This is a genomic window from Bacillus sp. Nf3, assembly GCF_003028545.1.
GTDB lineage: Bacteria > Bacillota > Bacilli > Bacillales > Bacillaceae > Bacillus > Bacillus safensis.
The window spans coordinates 204,501-220,730 of sequence record NZ_PYUA01000004.1; the positions used below are offsets into that span (position 1 = coordinate 204,501).

Here is a 16,230-nt window from a genome sequence, read left to right on the forward strand (position 1 = left end):
CCTTCTGATAAGAAGAAGACTTTTTGGCTGTATCGTAATTCTTCTCCTTATCTTCCAAGCAGTTGCTTGCTGGATTTAGCACCTTGGTCATAGAAAATAGATTTCTACTACACCGGTTGCTGAGGCTTCACAGGGCCAGTCCCTCTGCCTCTCTTGATAAGAAAGCAATATGAACATGTCAATGAATTGAACTTCCATCAACTGTAACGAAAAATGCAGAAATAATCAATGGAAAATTTGAAATTTATCGAAAATTTATAAATTGGACATCAATCGGCAAATCAGCCTTACGCATAAGAGAAATAACCTCTTGTAAATCATCTTTATTTTTCCCTGTCACACGCACTTGGTCATCCTGAAATTGTGATTTCACTTTGATGCCAGACTGCTTGATGAGTGCGTTGATCTTTTTAGCGTTGTCTTGATCAATCCCGCTGATCAGCTTCGCACGCTGGCGTACTGTACCGCCAAGAGCATGCTCGGTTTTTCCGTAATCGATGTTTTTAGTTGGCACATTTCGTTTGATCAGCTTTGTCACAAGTACATCTTTTAGCTGCTCAAGCTTGAAGTCATCATCAGAAATGAGAACAAGTTCTTCTTTTTCGAGAGAAATATCACTTTTACTTCCTTTAAAATCATAACGGTTTTTAATTTCTTTCAGCGCTGCTTGAACAGCGTTTTGCACCTCAGGCAGTTCGACCTTCGATACAATGTCAAATGAGCTTTCTTTTGCCATCACACATGACCTCCAAGTATTGATATTGCGTCTATTTTATCATGCCAATAGGCGAAGAAGAAACTTTATCGAAGAGATGAGGCAAAGAGTTCAGCCGGCTGCGGTATAAATCGTGACCAGTTTGTCCACTTTAGCTAACAGAACTAGAGATGTTCATGCGGGGAGAAGTATAGTAGAATAAAGTGAATCAAAAGATGAACGAACGCTCTTTTATGGGCAGATAGGAAGGAAGAGAACATGAGACCAGGTGAGCAACTGACCTTGCAAATAGAGAACGAAATGGAATACGGCTACTTTTTGACAGATGGTGAAGATTCGGTCCTCTTACACCGCAGTGAAATGACAGAGGATCTTGATGACCGAGATGAAGTAGAGGTCTATTTATATGTAGATCATGAAGAAAGACTCGCTGCCACAATGAAAATTCCTACAATTAACGCACATACATATGGCTGGGTAGAAGTTGTAGACGTGGTAGAAGACATGGGCGCATTTGTCGATGTTGGACTGTCAAAGGATGCACTTGTGGCAACAGAACACCTCCCGCCATTTGAGGAAGCATGGCCTAAAAAAGGAGACAAACTCTACTGTATGCTGAAAGTCACAAGTTACGGCAGAATGTTCGCAAAACCAGCCACAGAAGACGTGATCAGTGAATTGTTTACTGAGGCACCAGAAACCTTAATGAACAAAGAAATTACTGGAACAATCTATCGTTTAATTGCGACAGGTTCTTTTATGCTGACAGATACAGGCGTGCGAGGGTTTATTCACCGCACGGAACGAAAGGAAGAGCCAAGACTAGGATCGACCGTTACAGGACGCGTTATTGCAGTGAAAGAGGATGGAACCGTGAACGTTTCTCTGCTTCCTAGAAAACAGGATGCATTATCTGTCGATGCAGAAGAAATTTTAACCTATATGAGAACAAGAAACGGCGCCATGCCTTACGGAGACAAAAGTGATCCAGAGGATATCCGCGAAAGATTTCAAATGAGCAAAGCAGCCTTTAAACGAGCACTAGGTCATCTGATGAAAAATGATCTCGTTTATCAAAAAGAAGGCTGGACATACGAGAAAAAGTGAGCATTTGCTCACTTCAGCGTGCAGACAAACCCTCGCATTCGGTGTCAGTCCTGCGTGCCGGTGCTCACGAATGTCAAATTCGCTCCGCTCCGGTACTCGTCCCTCCTAGGGCTGCAAAGGTTTTCAGGTCACGCTGAAAAGAAGACAAAGTTCTAAAATAAAGTTTATTTTAGCCCTTTGTCAATGATCTAAAAGTGAGCATTTGCTCACTTTTTTATTTTTGTCTTAAATAATGGATTTTTTCTATGAAAAAAGTCATGAAAACCTTCACTATATCATTGAAACAACGCCCCTCAAATCCGATAAAAAAGGAGTAAGGATGATAAAAGGAGTGTGTTTTTGGATGAAAGTGAAGATTTCATTGCTTCTGATGGCAGCCATGCTTATGGTGCTCGCCGCATGCGGTAATCAACAGGAGGGGTCGCCAAAATCAACTGCGAAGCATATTGGCGTTATGCTCACAGATGATGGTCTTGGTGATCAATCATTTAACGATTCATCATTTAAAGGATTAGAAAAAGCACGTGATGAGCTTGGCATTGAATTTGATTATAGAGAAATTGCAGAAACTGATACATATGAAAAAGGGCTGACAGAACTCGTAAAAGATGGTAATGATCTCATTATCGGTGTAGGTTTTAGTATGCAAGAAGACCTAGAAAAAGTCGCAAAGAAATATCCGAAGAAGCAGTTTCTTCTGATCGATGCCGTATCTGAGCTGAAAAATGTGACCTCTGTGACGTTTAAAGAAGAGGAAGGCAGCTATTTAGCAGGTGCACTTGCTGCGATGACAACGAAAAGCGATGTCATTGGATTTGTTGGCGGTGTTGATGCAGACGTCATTCATCGTTTTGAAAAAGGGTTTCAAAAAGGCGCCAAATCAGTCAATCCAAAAATCAAAATCTTATCTACCTATGCCGGTACATTTAGTGATGCAGGTAAGGGCGGTAAAATAGCCAAAGATATGATCAAAAAGAAAGCAGACGTTTTATATGCTGCAGCCGGTTATTCAGGTGTTGGTGTATTAAAAGAAGCGCAATCGCAAGGCAAATATGCCATTGGTGTTGACAGCGATCAGTACTATACTGCGGAAAAAGCTGTGATTTCATCTATGGTGAAAAAAGTCGATGAAGTGGTTTATCAATTCAGCGAACAGGTCGTTAAGAACAATCAAATTAAAAGCGGACATGTTGTCTATGACTTAAGCAATGATGGAATCGATATGGCAAAAATTCGGATCTTAAAAAATGCTGACACACTGACCAATAAATTAAATGGTCTGAAGCAGACGCTTCTAAAAGAAGAGGGGGGCGCATCATGAGTTTACGCGTCAAAATTTTACTCAACTCACTTATCTCACTTCTTTTAGCAGTTGGTGTCATTGCCTTTATCATTGTCAGCATGACAAAGATCCAATCATCAAATGAAGCAGATGTCCAAACCTTATTAAACGTACAAAAAACGAAGGCAAGCTTTGAAAGTGTCGAGCAAGCGATGACCAATTATTCGATGACACTTTCAGATGAACAGCTAGAGATCGTTCAAAACGATATTTCTACAGCAAAAAAACAGCTGCAAACGTTAAACAAGTATGCAGGAAATTTGAACAAAGAGGCATTAACAAGGTTAAATTCAAAATATGACACATGGACCAAAGAAGCAAACAATGCCATTGGTGAAAAAAACGCCTCGGATGCAAGACGTGTGGCAGCAAGAATTGATGGCGTTTTAAACGATGTGCATACGATGAATAAAAGAGCAGAAGAAGCGTATAAACAAAATCTAGAGGATGCAGCAGACAATGTACAATGGATTATTACAAGTGCACTCGTCTCAGCCCTCACACTGATTGTCATTGCCGTCTTTTTGAATATGGGGTTAACGCGATCCATCGTGACACCTATCAAATCACTATCCTACAGAGCAAAGCAGATCGCAGAAGGGAATCTTGCTGTGGAGCGGACAGATATTCAGCGTAAGGATGAAATCGGCGGCTTGAATGAATCCTTTAATCAAATGACAGATCAGTTGATTAGTTTGATTAAAGAAATTAGCCATGTCTCAAGCCGAGTAGAGACATTCTCGATCCACCTGAATGATGAAAATAAAAAGATGATGGAATCTGCCAATCAAGTATCTGTCTCAACAGACGAAATGGCCAATGGGTCACAAGCGATTTCAGAAGATCTCCAGCATGGCGTCAGCTTGATTGAGAAAATGGACCAGCATGGACGTAAAAATTCCGAACGCTCACAAACGGTCATACGCAGTACAGAGGATGCCATTGAAGCCGTAGAAAGCGGAAAGCACACGTTAACAGAAACAAAATCAGCGATTGAAAAAAATACACATGCCACGAGACAAATCGAAGAATCAGCAGGAGAATTCACGCAATACGCCAGCGGAATCTCGGCCATGGCCAAAACGGTTTCTGACATTGCGGATCAAACAAACTTACTTTCCTTAAACGCAGCCATTGAAGCGGCAAGGGCAGGCGAAGCTGGAAAAGGCTTTGCCGTTGTAGCAGATGAAATTCGCAAGCTTGCCGATGAATCGTCAAATGCAACAAGACAAATTTTTGACATGGTCAGTCATATTGAAAGAGGGATTCAATCCATTAGTCAAACGGTTCAAGAAGGGGTCAAGCTTTCACTTCAGCAGCAGGATGCGATGGACAAAACCTCACACTCCTTTGAAGATATAGAAACAAAAGCGCAGCATATTAAACAAGAAATGGCGGTCTTAAATGACCAAATTATCCAATCAACAGAACTTGGCGGACAAGTACTGCACTCGATTGAAAATATTAGTGCAGTAGTAGAAGAAACAGCAGCTGGCAGCGAAGAAATTTCTGCCTCAGCAAATGAACAGCTGCAATCGTTCCATCAAATGAACAAACAAGTCGAAGAATTGATGAGTATGACGGCAAGGTTAAATGAAACTGTCCAGCGATTTAAACTTTCATAAGAAAAGCACCCTTCCCGTGTTGTATCAGGGAAGGGTGCTTTTTATGATCATTTGCCTGTAAAAAAGATCGCAAGCGTGCTAGGTCCTGAATGGGATCCCACAGCGGCGCCGATGATATGAATATCAATTTCTTTAGGATGAAATTCGTCTTCAATCAGTTGTTTCATGTCTTCTGCAAGTGCAGGATCATCACCATGACTAATGCCAACCGTTTGATTAGGCCAATCCGTTCCGCGTTCTTTCATTAGTTCAATAATGCGTTTCAGCAGCTTTTTACGTCCACGGATTTTTTCTAGTGGGATGAGTTTTCCATCTTCGACATGTAAAATGGGTTTAATGCTTAACAAACCGCCAACAAATGCGGACGCTTTACTGATCCTTCCGCCTCTTGCTAAATACGTTAAATCGTCTACAGTAAAAATATGTTGTAAAGATTCACAAAAATGCTTTACAGACGTTTCAATTTCTTGTATTGTATTTCCGTCAATGGCAAGTGATTGAGCGTGTTTGACAGCAAGCCCATAGCCGAGTGAAGCGCATTTAGAATCAATGATTCGTAAATCAAAATCAGGATATTCTTCCTTCACTTCATTTGCCATCATCATAGCTGTCTGATATGTACCTGAAAGCTCTGATGAAAAAGCGACATAGATGGCAGATGTATGGGTTTGAGCGGCAGAAACAAAGGCTTCCTTGATCCGGTTTGGTGAAGCCTGTGACGTTTTTGGACTGGCTCCTTGTCTCATCGCATCAAATACTTGTTTTGGTTCAATGGTGATCAAATCCTCAAATTCCTGCTCGCCAAGCAACACGCGGAGCGGAATGAGTGTTATGTTATGTTCATCATAATAAGAAAGAGGCAGATCAGCAGCACTGTCTGCTATGATATGAACAGTCATATAAATCCCTTCTTTCTAAAAAAATAAGCCATATTTTACATCTTTTTAGCCTAACTATATCATAGAAATCATCTTTTCGTGTTCAAATTCTAAATTTTAGGGAAAACCATAGAGAGAATGGTAAGTGGAGGAATGACAACATGTTCATTGGAGAAGCAAAAAAACTCATTGTCGTCGTAATTGGTGCATTACTCAATGCGATTGGACTGAATTTATTCTTAATCCCAGCTGACGTATATGCGAGCGGTTTTACAGGGGTAGCCCAGCTGCTATCCAGCTTAATCGATCAATATGCGCCATTTTATGTATCAACAGGGATTCTATTATTTATTTTAAACATTCCAGTCGGCATTTTAGGCTGGATGAAAGTTGGCCGTTCCTTTACTTTGTACAGCATCATCAGTGTTGCACTAACAACCATTTTTCTTGGCATTTTACCAGAAACAAGTGTTTCCCACGATATTTTATTAAATGCTGTGTTTGGCGGTGTCATATCCGCAGTAGGAATTGGGATCACGCTCAAATACGGGGCATCGACAGGCGGACTCGACATCGTTGCTATGGTATTAGCGAAATGGAAAGACAAACCAGTTGGCACGTATTTCTTCATTTTAAATGGAATCATCATTTTTACAGCAGGATTATTACAAGGTTGGGAGAAAGCATTATATACGCTTGTCACATTATATGTGACCACAAGGGTCATTGATGCCATCCATACAAGACATGAGAAGCTGACCGCGATGATTGTGACGAAAAAAGCAGATGAAATCAAAGAAGCCATTTACGGAAAAATGGTCAGAGGTATTACGACTGTACCTGCAAAAGGCGCATTCACCAACGAGCAAAAGGAAATGATGGTGATCGTCATTACAAGGTATGAGCTGTATGAACTTGAACAAATTATTAAAGAAGTCGATCCAAAAGCCTTTACAAATATTGTGCAGACAACCAATATTCTTGGATTTTTCAGACGAGATTAAAAGGTGGGTAGCAGATGAAAAAAGGGTTGGTACTTCTTCTCATTCTATTGTTTTTAGCCGCTTGTGGACAACAAAAAAAGGATGAACCAGACAAGGAGGTTTCCGGTCAAATGGGAGAAAAAACGGTTGTACTCACAGTAGACCCCGTCCAGAAAGGTTCTTCAGTTCAATTTAACATGTCACTGAAAAATGAATCAGATCGAGATATTGAATTTACCTTTAACACAAGCCAAAAATTCGAGCTGAGTGTGTATGACGAAAACGGGAACGAACAATATCGCTATTCGAAAGACCGTATGTTCACACAGGCCATCCAAACTTTTGTGCTGAAAAAAGGCGAGGCCTATGATTTTCAAGACAAGTGGTCAAACGGTGTAAAGCCCGGAACATACGAAGCGGTTGTAACGTTTAAAGGAAAAGCAGAAGGGCTGAAACAAATCACGGAGAAGAAAACATTCCAAGTCAAATAAGCATGGGAATTAGAAAAAGCTGTCCATCAAATGTGGACAGCTTTTTTATGTCAGAGATCATCAAGCAAGTCTTGGAAGGTATGCAGCTGGTTTCTTTCTGCATCTGTTGAATTGGCAAATGCAGAGGATACGGCATTTTTCGCTCGTTTGACTGCCTGTTGACGCTCTAACCCAGATGAAAATGAAGAAGTAAGAGCTTCTTCAGTAAATGATTTGGCTTGATCAAAAAGTTCGTTTCTCACAATGAACCTCCAGAAGCATCAGTCTTCATATTTCCTCTGTCTGACGCTTCTTCAAGTGTCGAACGGTAAGGAAAACGTGCGTCATGAAGACTGACTGAATCTTTACCTTGTTGTATAAAGCGTTTCGATTTGCTTCTTTTACCCATTCGGAATCCGCCCCTTTACACAAGCTGACAGGACAACCTGTCTAACGGTAGTATGCCCGCTTCCATCTGCTATGTATGAATGGAAAAATTAAAGCGAGAAGTAATTCGTTAGAAACTTAGCAATCCCGTCTTGTTCATTCGTATCAGTGACTTCATTTGAGACACGTTTCACGGCATCAATTCCGTTGCCCATTGCCACACCACATCCAGCAAATTCAAGCATTTCTAAATCATTGTCTTCATCTCCGAATGCCACAATCCGCTCCTTAGGAACACCGTAATAATCACTGATCTTTTGCAATCCAACAGCTTTATTCATGCCTGTTTTAATGATTTCAATCACGTGCCACGGGGCAGCCCAGCGTCTGTGATCAATCACTTCTGCATGAACATCTGATAAATAGCTTCGAATAGCTCCGACGTCCTCTTCTTTTGCATGAATTAACACGCTCGTCACATTTTCTCCAAGGTTGTCCCTTAGGTCTCCAACAGTGACTTTGTTTGCATTCATATTAAATATATCAATGAGCTTTTCATCATGATAATGGAAATACAAATCGTCTAACACTTCAGCTAACACATTATGCACTTTATACTCTTCACTAATGTCTACAAGCTGTTTGACCACTTGAAGATCAAGTGACGTATGAAATCTGCCCCATTTCTCATCAAGAGGATGATGGACAAACGCTCCGTTAAAATTCACAATTGGTGAATCAAGCTGTAATTGTTGATAATAAGGAGAGCTGGATCGAAATGGCCGGCCTGTTGATATACAGACGTGATGCCCGCTGTCTCTCACTTTTTGAATGACGTCAAGTGTGTGCGCAGAAATGGTTTTATCATCTTTTAATAATGTGCCATCCAGGTCAAGTGCGATTAGATAAGGTTTAGTCTCCATAAAATCTCCTTTGATCTGTAAGTGATAGGAGGCAATTCATGTTAGCGCCTCTTTCTATAGTGTATCTTTATCACATCTTTGTTGTCTACATGTTAAAATAAACAAAGACGGGAATGATAAAGGAGGATTCATAGGCTGTGATCACCATTGATGAGCAAATTACGCGCGATATTCCATTTTTACATATCGTAAAAGCTGAAAATAAAGACAAACCGCTGCCGCTTGTATTTTTTATTCACGGATTTACAAGTGCACGAGAGCATAATTTACACTTCGCCTTCCATCTGGCGGAAAAAGGCATGAGAGTCATTTTGCCTGACTGTGCTTATCATGGTGTAAGATCAGAAAACCTCAACTTAGAGGAACTGGCATCAAAGTTCTGGGAAATTGTCCTGAACGAAATTCGTGAAATCGATATACTCAAAACATACTTTCAAGAAAAACAATTGATTGAAGCCGATTTGATAGGCGTTGCAGGTACTTCCATGGGCGGCATCACCACCTTTGGCGCACTTGCCAAGCATGATTGGATCAAAGCCGCTGTCAGCTTGATGGGGAGTCCGAACTATACGACGTTTCTAAAAGCACAGATCATGGACATGCGTCACAAAGGGTTGATGAAAGACATTACAGACGAAGAGGTTCATCTGCAATTAGACGCCCTGCGCCCATATGATTTAACGCTGCAAACGGATCGATTAAACAAAAGACCGCTGTTATTCTGGCATGCAGAAAATGATCCTGTAGTCCCTTACCGGCACGCAAAATCCCTATACGATGAGTTAGCGTCCACACAATATAAGCAGGATCCGCACCTGATTCGCTTTATCACTGATGGACAAGCTGGCCATAAGGTCTCAAGACAAGCGATGTTTGAAACGATTGACTGGTTTGTGACTCATCTGAAAAGCACAAACGTTTAGTCATAAGAAAAAGTACGTTATACTAATGGAAAAAGGAGTGGATATCATGGATGAAGCATTGAAAGAAAATATTTTAGGTGCCCTAGAACAGGTGATTGACCCTGAGCTGAATGTTGACATCGTCAACCTTGGACTTGTCTATGATGTCGATCTTGATGAGAATGGAAAAGCGGATATCACCATGACCTTAACATCAATGGGTTGTCCTCTTGCACCAATTATCGTGGATGAAGTCAAAAAAGCATTAAGTGATCTTCCAGAAGTAAAAGAAACAGAAGTTCACATCGTATGGAATCCGCCTTGGACACGAGACAAAATGTCAAGATACGCAAAAATCGCGCTCGGTATTCAATAAGCACAAAATGAAAAATGCCTGGTATGAGATAAACTCATGCCAGGTTTTTTTATGAAAAATTAAGGTGGAGGAAGAGAATGGCTGGATATAATGGATGTAATTTTATAGAACGGAGTACCTATTATGAAACGAAAATGGCTATGGGTCGTTCTTTTGATCGTATATGCTACTGCATTTTTTGTATCAATCACTATACGAGAAGGCCAAACACACAAAAAACAGGATCTTGAGGCTTTTACTGATGTTAGTCATCTCATGCCTGTCAAAATCAAAAAAGTTGTTCAAGGGAAAGAAATAGACACGTTAAAAGAAGTATTGAAAGAAGCAAAAGCAAAACACCTGCCGATTTCTATTGCCGGTAAACAGCATAGTATGGGCGGCCACACATATTATGAAAACGGCATCGTGCTCGATATGACGGAATTCCGCCAGATTTTAGCGTTTGATCCTAAAAAGAAAACGATTCGGGTTCAAAGCGGCGCTACATGGGATGATATACAAAAATATGTGAATCCATATGGTCTTGCTGTGAAGGTAATGCAATCGCAGAATATCTTTACAATTGGCGGATCTTTAAGTGCAAACGCACATGGACGTGACATTCGTTACGGGTCACTCATTGACACAGTTCGCTCATTCAGGCTGTTAAAAGCAGACGGTGAGATTGTCACAGTAAAGCCAGGCGATGATTTATTTACTGCCGTCATTGGGGGATACGGTTTATTCGGCGTCATTTTAGATGTGGAGCTTTCTTTAACAAAAGATGAACTATATAAAATGGAGACAACCTCTCTGGGTTACGATGAGTATACGGATTATTTTCAAAAGCATGTCAAACACAATAAAGAAGTACGCATGCATCTTGCCAGAATCTCAACAGCGAAATCAAACTTTTTGAAAGAGATGTATGTGACGAATTATTCACTCACTTCACAACAAGGGATCGCATCATATCAAGAGCTGAAAGAAGACCAACTCGTCATGCCTTTGAAATTTATGCTCGGCCTTTCAAGAAGATTTGATATGGGAAAAGATCTGCTCTGGAATTTGCAAAAAAAGTATTTCTTAAGTCAAAATGATCAGCTGATCACAAGAAACAATGTGATGCGTTCTGACTCTGCCTTTTTAGAATATGAAAATGAATCTGACACAGATGTGCTGCAGGAATATTTCGTCCCAGTTGACCGTTTTCGTGCGTACATTGATGACATGAGATCCTTTTTACAACAAGAAGATTTGAATCTAATGAATATCACAATACGTTATGTACAAAAAAATGAAAAAGCGGATCTCTCCTATGCGAAACAAGATATGTTTGCACTTGTGCTTTTAGTGAATTACGGGTTCGAAAAAGAAGAGAAGGCGGAAGCCGAGCGAATCATTCGAAAAATGACAGATATCACGCTGCAGCACGATGGAAGCTATTACTTACCGTATATGCCTTATCAAACGAAAGCGCAAATGAAGCGGGCGTATCCTAAAACCGATGTATTCTTCCAAAAGAAAAAACAAGCAGATCCAGATGGCACGTTCACCAACTACTTTTATGAGAGGTACAATACACAATGAATGCAAAAGCAATGAAATGGTTCGTTTACTCACAAAGTCTGCTGTTTTTCGCCAGCAGTTTGATTTTCCCTTTTTACATTCTTTTTATTAAAAATGTTGGGTCAAGCTATTCACAGTTTGGTCTTGCCTACGGCCTGTTTGGTTTAAGCGGAGCATTTATTCATTTACTCTTAGGGAAACTGCCCGAAACCACCGACAGGCGGCTCTTTTTAATCATTCATTCGTTCGGTATGGCGTTTCTTTTGCTGCTTTTTCCGCATATAACAGAAGTGGAGCAAGTGTATATGATTCAGCTGGCACTTGGTGCGCTTGGCGGCTTTCAAAAGCACGGAGAGAAACTGCTCGTCACGGACCTCACAACAGAGAACAAAAGAATGAAAGAAGTCGGTCACTATCATTTTTGGACAGCCCTTTTTTCATCCATCGCTATTATGCTTGGAGGTCTGTTCGCTGATTTCTTTACCGTTTACTTCATTTTTTATGCAAGCTCTATATTATATTTATGCAGTGCGCTCATGGTCATCTATATCAAAAACGAAAGATAAATCCGCATGTCTCGTGAAGATATGCGGTTTTTTTGTTGAAAAAAAATGAAAACAAATATTAAATATACAATTGAATTAATTTTTATACATGTTATAATGTTAAATAATTTCACAAAGATCAAGAGGGTGTATTGACGTTGAAAATAGGTATTATAGGTGCTACAGGGTACGGTGGTGCGGAATTGGTTCGTATCTTCAAGCATCACCCGCATGTGGAGGAATGTATATTGTATTCATCAAGTGGTGATGGGCAATCATACAGTCAATCTTATCCACATCTAACAACGATTACTGACCAAACATTAAAAGCCATTGACCCGGCTGCTATTGTGCAAGAGACAGATGCTGTGTTTTTAGCGACTCCAGCAGGCGTATCAAGTGAACTGACGCCAAAGCTTATGAATCAAGGAGTGCCGATCATTGATTTATCAGGTGATTTGCGCATTCAAGATGGAGCCACCTATGAAGCTTGGTATAAACGAAGGGCAGCGGATGAAGCATCTGTTCAACAAGCGGTGTACGGTTTATCCGAACTGAATCGTGACAAAATTCAACAAGCTGAAGTGATTGCCAATCCGGGCTGCTTTCCTACCGCAGTTCTTCTCGGTTTAGCACCACTCATCAAACAGAATGTCATCGATGAATCTATGATTATAATAGATGCAAAAACAGGGGTGTCCGGTGCCGGACGATCTGCCTCACTTGGAACGCATTTTTCAGAACTAAACGATAACTTTAAAATTTATAAGGTGAATGAGCATCAGCATACGCCAGAAATAGAGCAAATATTAAGAGAATGGAATCCGCAGACGGCGAACGTCACATTTTCTACGCATCTTGTCCCGATGACAAGAGGGATTATGGCGACGATGTATACACAATTAAAAACCGATGTCACAAAAGAAGAATTGATGAAGCGAATGAAAGGCTTTTATGAAGATTCCTATTTTGTCAGAGTGAGAGATCACGGCGTTTATCCACAAACGAAAGAAGTATATGGCAGTAACTTCTGTGACATTGGCTTTCATTTAGATGAGCGAACAGGGAGACTTACAATCGTGTCGGTCATAGACAATCTCATGAAAGGCGCGGCCGGCCAAGCGGTTCAAAACTTCAACATCATCAAAGGCTTACATGAAGAGGCGGGCCTCACAATGACACCTCTTTATCCATAAGAGAACAGGGGAGACAACAAACATGATCGAATTGAATGAAAAAAGCATTGTCAAAATAGACGGTGACGTATCATCACCAAAAGGCTTTGAAGCGAAGGGGATTCACATTGGCTTGCGCTATTCAAAAAAAGACCTTGGCCTCATCGTCAGCGAAGTACCAGCAGCAAGTGCAGCGGTCTACACACAAAGTCACTTTCAAGCTGCGCCTCTCAAAGTCACACAACAAAGCTTAAAAAAGACAGGACAATTAAAAGGTGTCATTGTCAATAGTGCCATCGCCAATGCATGTACTGGTGAGCAGGGATTAAAAGACGCGTACGACATGCAGGCAGCCTGTGCAGATATGTTAGGTGTAGCACCTGATTACATCGCTGTTTCTTCTACTGGTGTCATTGGGGAATGTCTGGATATGGATAAAATCAAAAAGGGCATCGCCGAGTTAAAAGAAGCAAAAGCCGAAAAAGGCCATTTTGAAGAAGCGATCTTAACGACAGATACTGTCATTAAAAATACAACATACACCCTTACGATAGACGGAAAAGAGATCATCATTTCAGGCGCAGCAAAAGGCTCTGGCATGATTCACCCGAACATGGCCACAATGCTTGGCTTTGTCACAACAGATGCAAATGTCGAACAGGAAGCGTTACAGCAAGCGCTTCGTGACATTACAGATGTGACCTTTAATCAAATTACCGTCGATGGAGAAACGTCGACAAACGATATGGTGCTCGTGATGGCAAATGGCATGGCAGAAAACGATGTACTCAATGAAGAGCATCCAGAATGGCCTTTGTTTAAAGAAGGATTAAAACTAGCTTGTGAGGATTTAGCCAAAGAGATTGCGAGAGATGGAGAAGGTGCAACGAAATTAATTGAAGCGAAAGTCGCTGGTGCTAAAAATAATTTGGAAGCCGGCATCATTGCGAAAAAAATCGTTGGTTCAAGTCTTGTCAAAACCGCCGTATATGGTACGGATGCTAACTGGGGTCGAATCGTTGGAGCCATTGGTCATAGCGCAGCTTCCGTCACTCCGGAAGAGGTAGAAGTTTATTTAGGCGGACAATGTTTATTCAAACACAATGAACCGCAGCCATTCTCAGAAGAGGAAGCAAAAGCATATCTAGAGCAGGATGAGATTACGATTTTCATTCAAATGAGTGAGGGAAATGGTGAAGCAGCAGCTTGGGGCTGTGATCTCACCTATGATTATGTGAAAATTAACGCGAGCTATCGCACATAAAGAAGGAGATAGGCATGGATAAAACGATCGTGTTCAAGTGTGGAGGCAGTGTCATTCGAGAACTTTCAGATACCTTTTATGAGAATGTCCGCTCGCTTCAAGCTGCTGGATTTAAGCTGGCTATCGTGCATGGCGGAGGACCTGAAATCACCGACATGCTGCAAAAATTAGAGGTGAAAACAGAATTTGTTGACGGTCAGCGTAAAACAACGAAGCCTGTGTTAGAAGTAGCCGAAATGGTTCTCTCGGGAACAGTCAATAAATACTTTGTGTCAGAGCTCGCAAAGCATGATATATCATCTGTCGGCGTATCCGGTAAAGATGGGCAGATGCTTGTCGCCGATTTCCTTGATCAAGACGTTTACGGGTATGTTGGCGAAATCAAAGAAGTTCATCCAGAGATGGCGGAAGCACTCATGGAGAAACAATTCATTCCTGTAATTGCGCCGCTGTCTATGACGGAAGAATGCCAAACCTTAAATGTGAATGCTGATTTAGCAGCATCAGCTGTCGCCGGAGCCATGAAAGCTGATAAGCTCATGTTTGTCACAGATGTTGAAGGCATTTTAAAAAATGGTGAACTATTAGATGTCGTCACCGAACAAGAAGCCCTTTCACTCATTGATGAAGGCATTATTTCCGGGGGAATGATTCCAAAAGTACAATCAGCTTTGAGTGCTTTATCAGGTGATGTGGATGAAGTGATGATCGTAAATGGCAAAGGCAGTATCTTTACAGGAGAAACCTTTAAAGGCACAAGAATCGTAAAACAAAAGGAGGCGGTCCTGTGAGTCATCTTTTTCAAAACTATGGACGGTGGAATGTTGAGATTAAAGAGGCAGCAGGTTCTTGGGCAGTCGATACAAATGGAAAAAAATATTTAGACTTTATCCAAGGCATTGCAGTAACAAATTTAGGCCACAATCACCCAAAGGTCAATCAAGCCATTAAGGAACAGCTTGATCACGTCTGGCATGTGTCGAATCTGTTTGAAAATGGTCTGCAAGAAAAAGCAGCAGAAAAACTGGCAGCAAACAGTTCAGGGGATCTCGTGTTTTTCTGCAATAGCGGAGCAGAGGCAAATGAAGGTGCCATTAAATTAGCACGTAAAGCGACAGGGAAAACAAATATTATCACATTTTTGCACTCTTTCCATGGGCGCACGTATGCTGGCATGGCTGCCACAGGTCAAGATAAAATCAAAACTGGCTTTGGTCCTATGCTAGAAGGCTTTCACTATGTACCGTTTAATGATCCAGACGCTATGTCAGCCTGTGCAGTCGATGATGTGGCAGCGGTGATGCTGGAGGTTGTGCAAGGTGAAGGTGGAGTGAATCCAGCGACACCAGAATTTCTAGAAGCAGTTCAAGCATTTTGCACAAAGCATGAAGCACTGCTGATTGTAGATGAAATTCAAACGGGCATCGGTCGTACAGGAACAGCATTTGCGTACGAAGAGACGTGTCTTGATCCTGATATTATCTCTGCAGCAAAGGGGTTAGGAAACGGCTTTCCAGTTGGTGCAGTTATAGGGAAAAAAACTCTAGGAGATGCATTCTCCCCAGGTTCACATGGTACAACATTTGGTGGAAATATGCTTGCCATGGCCGCTGTGAATGCAACACTCGATGTAATTTTCCAAGAAGAGTTTCTTTCAGAAGTGAAAGAAAAGGGCGATTACTTGTTAGAAAAGCTGCAAAATGTCAAACAGCTGAATATTGTAAAAGAAGTGCGGGGAAAAGGATTGATGGCAGGTATTGAATGTGATCGGCCAGTCGGTGACTATATCTCAGCTCTTAGAGAACAAGGGTTGCTGGTGCTACCAGCTGGTCCAAATGTCATTCGTTTATTACCTCCGCTGAATGTGAAGAAAGCAGAGCTGGATCAAGCGATCGAAGCAATTGTTCAAGTATTAGCTAATAAAACAGTTTCGGTGTAAATTTTTTTACAAATAAACGTATAAAAATGCATTTATATCATTAATTATTCA

Annotated in this window: 18 protein-coding genes and 1 riboswitch; of the genes, 13 read left to right on the plus strand and 5 right to left on the minus strand. The window is 41.1% G+C overall.

All coding sequences use genetic code 11. From position 1 onward, the window contains the following. Positions 1–44 precede the first annotated feature (44 nt). Positions 45–163, minus strand: a riboswitch (SAM riboswitch). Between the two features lie 81 nt (positions 164–244). Then, on the minus strand, positions 245–736 hold the full coding sequence (locus tag C9414_RS13905) for a YajQ family cyclic di-GMP-binding protein (RefSeq protein ID WP_012009527.1): 492 nt from the start codon (positions 734–736) through the stop codon (positions 245–247). Positions 737–973: 237 nt separating this feature from the next. Here C9414_RS13905 and C9414_RS13910 point away from each other — a divergent pair, with 237 nt between their 5' ends. The 3 genes from C9414_RS13910 to C9414_RS13920 all read left to right on the plus strand — a co-directional run bounded on the left by C9414_RS13910 (position 974) and on the right by C9414_RS13920 (position 4,789). Beyond that, positions 974–1,822: a CvfB family protein gene (locus tag C9414_RS13910; RefSeq protein ID WP_041089776.1), complete on the plus strand. Its 849-nt coding sequence runs from the start codon at positions 974–976 to the stop codon at positions 1,820–1,822. Between the two features lie 343 nt (positions 1,823–2,165). Continuing rightward, positions 2,166–3,143, plus strand: a complete 978-nt coding sequence (locus C9414_RS13915) for a BMP family lipoprotein (protein ID WP_107163854.1) — start codon at positions 2,166–2,168, stop codon at positions 3,141–3,143. Next, positions 3,140–4,789 carry a methyl-accepting chemotaxis protein gene (locus C9414_RS13920; protein ID WP_107163855.1) on the plus strand — a complete coding sequence of 550 codons (1,650 nt, stop codon included), beginning with the start codon at positions 3,140–3,142 and terminating at the stop codon, positions 4,787–4,789. Before C9414_RS13915 ends, C9414_RS13920 begins: the two co-directional genes overlap by 4 nt. A 47-nt stretch (positions 4,790–4,836) precedes the next feature. Here C9414_RS13920 and C9414_RS13925 read toward each other — a convergent pair whose 3' ends face one another. Then, the gene (locus tag C9414_RS13925) at positions 4,837–5,688 is read right to left on the minus strand and encodes a DegV family protein (RefSeq protein ID WP_039177737.1); all 852 of its coding nucleotides are present in this window, start codon (positions 5,686–5,688) and stop codon (positions 4,837–4,839) included. 140 nt (positions 5,689–5,828) lie between these two features. Here C9414_RS13925 and C9414_RS13930 point away from each other — a divergent pair, with 140 nt between their 5' ends. Both C9414_RS13930 and C9414_RS13935 read left to right on the plus strand, forming a co-directional pair. Then, positions 5,829–6,671 (plus strand): YitT family protein, encoded by an 843-nt coding sequence (locus C9414_RS13930; RefSeq protein WP_024425072.1) that lies wholly within the window; start codon positions 5,829–5,831, stop codon positions 6,669–6,671. A gap of 14 nt (positions 6,672–6,685) precedes the next feature. Continuing rightward, on the plus strand, positions 6,686–7,141 hold the full coding sequence (locus tag C9414_RS13935; protein ID WP_107163856.1) for a BsuPI-related putative proteinase inhibitor: 456 nt from the start codon (positions 6,686–6,688) through the stop codon (positions 7,139–7,141). Positions 7,142–7,191: 50 nt separating this feature from the next. Here the strand turns inward: C9414_RS13935 and C9414_RS13940 are convergent, their stop codons facing one another. The 3 genes from C9414_RS13940 to C9414_RS13950 all read right to left on the minus strand — a co-directional run bounded on the left by C9414_RS13940 (position 7,192) and on the right by C9414_RS13950 (position 8,430). Then, the gene (locus C9414_RS13940; RefSeq protein WP_024425070.1) at positions 7,192–7,383 is read right to left on the minus strand and encodes a DUF3813 domain-containing protein; all 192 of its coding nucleotides are present in this window, start codon (positions 7,381–7,383) and stop codon (positions 7,192–7,194) included. Then, positions 7,380–7,529, minus strand: coding sequence for a hypothetical protein (locus C9414_RS13945; RefSeq protein WP_024425069.1), 150 nt, complete (start codon positions 7,527–7,529; stop codon positions 7,380–7,382). The genes C9414_RS13940 and C9414_RS13945 overlap by 4 nt, the downstream gene beginning before the upstream one ends. A gap of 88 nt (positions 7,530–7,617) precedes the next feature. Continuing rightward, on the minus strand, positions 7,618–8,430 hold the full coding sequence (locus C9414_RS13950; protein WP_024425068.1) for a Cof-type HAD-IIB family hydrolase: 813 nt from the start codon (positions 8,428–8,430) through the stop codon (positions 7,618–7,620). Positions 8,431–8,567: 137 nt separating this feature from the next. Here C9414_RS13950 and C9414_RS13955 point away from each other — a divergent pair, with 137 nt between their 5' ends. The 8 genes from C9414_RS13955 (at position 8,568) to C9414_RS13990 (ending at position 16,179) form a co-directional block, all read left to right on the plus strand. After that, positions 8,568–9,353: an alpha/beta fold hydrolase gene (locus C9414_RS13955; protein WP_039177751.1), complete on the plus strand. Its 786-nt coding sequence runs from the start codon at positions 8,568–8,570 to the stop codon at positions 9,351–9,353. Between the two features lie 46 nt (positions 9,354–9,399). Continuing rightward, entirely contained in the window at positions 9,400–9,708 is a 309-nt protein-coding gene (locus C9414_RS13960; protein WP_024425066.1) for a metal-sulfur cluster assembly factor, read from the plus strand. 123 nt (positions 9,709–9,831) lie between these two features. Next, on the plus strand, positions 9,832–11,277 hold the full coding sequence (locus C9414_RS13965; protein WP_107163857.1) for an FAD-binding oxidoreductase: 1,446 nt from the start codon (positions 9,832–9,834) through the stop codon (positions 11,275–11,277). Then, positions 11,274–11,822 (plus strand): MFS transporter, encoded by a 549-nt coding sequence (locus C9414_RS13970; RefSeq protein WP_039177758.1) that lies wholly within the window; start codon positions 11,274–11,276, stop codon positions 11,820–11,822. The genes C9414_RS13965 and C9414_RS13970 overlap by 4 nt, the downstream gene beginning before the upstream one ends. Before the next feature lie 137 nt (positions 11,823–11,959). Continuing rightward, positions 11,960–12,997: an N-acetyl-gamma-glutamyl-phosphate reductase gene (argC, locus tag C9414_RS13975; RefSeq protein WP_047201777.1), complete on the plus strand. Its 1,038-nt coding sequence runs from the start codon at positions 11,960–11,962 to the stop codon at positions 12,995–12,997. A 22-nt stretch (positions 12,998–13,019) separates the two neighbouring features. Then, a complete protein-coding gene (gene argJ / locus C9414_RS13980; RefSeq protein ID WP_107163858.1) occupies positions 13,020–14,240 on the plus strand; it encodes a bifunctional ornithine acetyltransferase/N-acetylglutamate synthase in 1,221 nt (406 codons plus the stop codon). 14 nt (positions 14,241–14,254) lie between these two features. Then, positions 14,255–15,031 (plus strand): acetylglutamate kinase, encoded by a 777-nt coding sequence (gene argB, locus C9414_RS13985; RefSeq protein WP_041089795.1) that lies wholly within the window; start codon positions 14,255–14,257, stop codon positions 15,029–15,031. After that, positions 15,028–16,179: an acetylornithine transaminase gene (locus C9414_RS13990; protein WP_107163859.1), complete on the plus strand. Its 1,152-nt coding sequence runs from the start codon at positions 15,028–15,030 to the stop codon at positions 16,177–16,179. The genes argB and C9414_RS13990 overlap by 4 nt, the downstream gene beginning before the upstream one ends. The last annotated feature ends 51 nt before the right edge of the window (positions 16,180–16,230 follow it).